Source organism: Salmonella sp. 741265116_PST (genome assembly GCF_046567715.1).
Taxonomy (GTDB): domain Bacteria; phylum Pseudomonadota; class Gammaproteobacteria; order Enterobacterales; family Enterobacteriaceae; genus Salmonella; species Salmonella enterica.
This window is the reverse complement of sequence record NZ_JBKFPH010000070.1, coordinates 1-2,411: the sequence shown is the minus strand read 5'-3', so window position 1 is coordinate 2,411 and position 2,411 is coordinate 1. Positions and strand designations below refer to the sequence as shown.

The 2,411-nt window shown below is 55.5% G+C and carries 4 protein-coding genes; all 4 read left to right on the top strand.

Annotation, left to right across the window (positions count from 1 at the left end):
- Positions 1 to 2 precede the first annotated feature (2 nt).
- Positions 3 to 179 (top strand): ash family protein, encoded by a 177-nt coding sequence (locus ACLD11_RS21760; RefSeq protein ID WP_411015372.1) that lies wholly within the window; start codon positions 3 to 5, stop codon positions 177 to 179.
- Between the two features lie 58 nt (positions 180 to 237).
- Positions 238 to 699: a hypothetical protein gene (locus tag ACLD11_RS21755; RefSeq protein WP_411015371.1), complete on the top strand. Its 462-nt coding sequence runs from the start codon at positions 238 to 240 to the stop codon at positions 697 to 699.
- A complete protein-coding gene (locus tag ACLD11_RS21750) occupies positions 696 to 911 on the top strand; it encodes a helix-turn-helix domain-containing protein (protein WP_411015370.1) in 216 nt (71 codons plus the stop codon). Before ACLD11_RS21755 ends, ACLD11_RS21750 begins: the two co-directional genes overlap by 4 nt.
- 937 nt (positions 912 to 1,848) lie before the next feature.
- On the top strand, positions 1,849 to 2,411 hold a 563-nt coding region (locus ACLD11_RS21745; RefSeq protein ID WP_411015369.1), incomplete at its 3' end, for a phage integrase N-terminal domain-containing protein.

The following is a 2,411-nucleotide window of genomic DNA, read 5'->3' as shown; positions in this document are numbered from 1 at the left end:
TGGTGGACACCACTTTGTCGGATACATCAGATTATGACCAGACGGTTCGCGCTGTACGCTTACTTTTATGTCGTTCATCCGGCTGCATCTCAATGGTGGGCCGGGCGGAGGCGTCGCAAGACGCACCGGTGTCCAGTAAGGCCGGTAAGACCAACTCCGTCCGGTTCCACCACCCGTAAGATTGGTCTCTTCGGTGTGGTGGTTCAAACAAACAATCACTTACTGGAGGCTGCCACTATGGCTACTACCCCAATCCAGACACATCCGTTACTTGCTGTTCCCTTCAACGCCGCCACGGACTTCACCGTCCTTGCCAGTCACTGCGAAAACTTCGCCGAAACCCTGATTGAAAGTAAAGATCTGGCGTTAAAAATGGCGCTCTGCGGCAGACTCAACGCTTGTCTGACGCTGCTCCAGCCCACGCTGTTAGAACCCGTCCCGCCCCATCTTGTTGAAAGCCTGACCGTTGATACTCTCCCGACAAACTCCCCTCAATTTGGGCCCGAATGCACCGAGCTTTGTAGTTATTGCCTTGCCTTGACGCAGACGCTGGCGGGGCAGGGGTTTTCCTCAGAAACGGAGAAATTCCTTAGCTGGCTGTTGTATGACCTGATCAACTACTTTGCGGCGGAAATGAAAGCTCCGCGCTGGTTGCGTACTGCCGACAGCGTAAAGTTTATTGACGGGGTGGCGGCATGATGCAACCGGACTGGCATTCTGCCGACATTATCGCGGCGCTGAAAAAGCGGGGGACGTCGCTTTCGGCCGTTTCCCGCAAATCAGGGCTGGCGTCTTCCACGCTGGCAAACGCCCTTAACCGCCGCTGGCCCAAAGGCGAAAGGCTGATCGCCGAAGCGTTGGGTATTGCGCCAGAGCAAATCTGGCCTTCCCGTTATCTCAGACCACGTTAAAACAGACTCTCCCGATCTTCTGTCAGCTTATGCTGGCGGAAGATCGGGAGAAGGCAAGCGAAGCGCGGCAGACTGTCATTCATAAAATCGCGAAAAAATCCACAAACAACTCAATTTCCAGAAAAAAGGTTTCCCCTTTTCATTCGTGCCAGCCGGGTGTAATCTCCCTCCTGCTCCATGCTGTCGTCGACAGCGCCCAATGCTTCATGACCTGAAAGAAGCGCCTGTTCCATCAGGAATGGTTGATCCCTTTACCGGTGCAGACCTCTGCAAACACCGGGCCGCAGAACATCGCGGCGGAGGCTAGGAGTCATACATACTACATCCTTTCACTGCGCCAGTTCGCTGGTAGTGTTTCCATCCGACTGGAAGTCTCACGATTTCCCGGCTCATTTGTACCTGCTGATTGTTAGCGCTTTTATCTGCGCCAGATCTCTGGCCAATGCTGCACTATGCCGGAAATGATCCGGTAAACCTTTCACCTGCTGTCACATCAGCGCCTTTTACTTTACGGGCTACGGCCTGCATTGCCGCAAGGCTTTGCTGCGCGTGACCGTAAACCTGCACCAGAATTGGCTCTCTCAGAGCACGATACCTGACCGGGCGTCACTTGAATCCCGTATTACGGGCGCAAGTGACGCCATTCCACCACGCCGACGTAAGCCCCGGTTTATCCGGCCTGCGCCCTCAATCCCCCACACTGACACGCCGTTTTCAGGCCACTGTCGGTTCAGAAAAGGAGAAAAAGATCGATACCGAGGGGGGCATGACGCCCCGGAGAATTTCCTGCTCACGCAGGCAGCCTGTACCGCGTACAGGCTGAAACTCCCTACACCTCAACAACCTGCCACCCCGGCGTGAAGGTATCGTTCTGGCGCAGCCACAAAGCATACGCCGGGGCCAGATTGTGCTTTTCATCAAGCGGCAAGGGGTAGCTATGGGTAAATTAGGTGGTGAAATGAAGGCGCTGGCGAAAAAAGCGGGCGGCAGTTTTAAAACGGTGGATGACCGCATTCATATTGTGCAGCGGTTCAGCCGCCATTTACGCTCGTTGAATATCCAGATCCAGCGGGTGGAGCAGATCAAGGTTCGCCATATCGAATGTTATATTCAGGCGCGACTGGCGCAGGGGATCGGTAAACGGACGCTGCAAAATGAAATGGCCGCGCTGCGTGGCGTGCTGCAACAGGCCGGACGTAAACAGGTGGCAGAGCATGAGCGGCTGACCAATAAATCGTTAGGGCTGGCTGGCGCATCTCGTAACGGCACCAACCGGGCCATCACGCCGGAAGATTATCAGTGGGTGCTGAAAGCAGCCCGCGATAAAGACGCAGGGCTGGCGGCAACACTGGAGCTGGCGCGACTGATGGGGCTGCGCTCGCAGGAAGCGGTACAGTGTTGTCAGTCACTGAAAACGTGGAAAGAGGCGCTGGAGCGCGGCGAAACCCGACTGACAGTGATATTTGGCACCAAAGGCCATCGTCCGCGTGAAACCATTAT

Bases quoted from the DNA above. Each gene is read 5' to 3' on its own strand.
- ACLD11_RS21755 (WP_411015371.1), top strand. From the start codon at position 238: ATGGCTACTACCCCAATCCAGACACATCCGTTACTTGCTGTTCCCTTC.
- ACLD11_RS21750 (WP_411015370.1), top strand. From the start codon at position 696: ATGATGCAACCGGACTGGCATTCTGCCGACATTATCGCGGCGCTGAAA.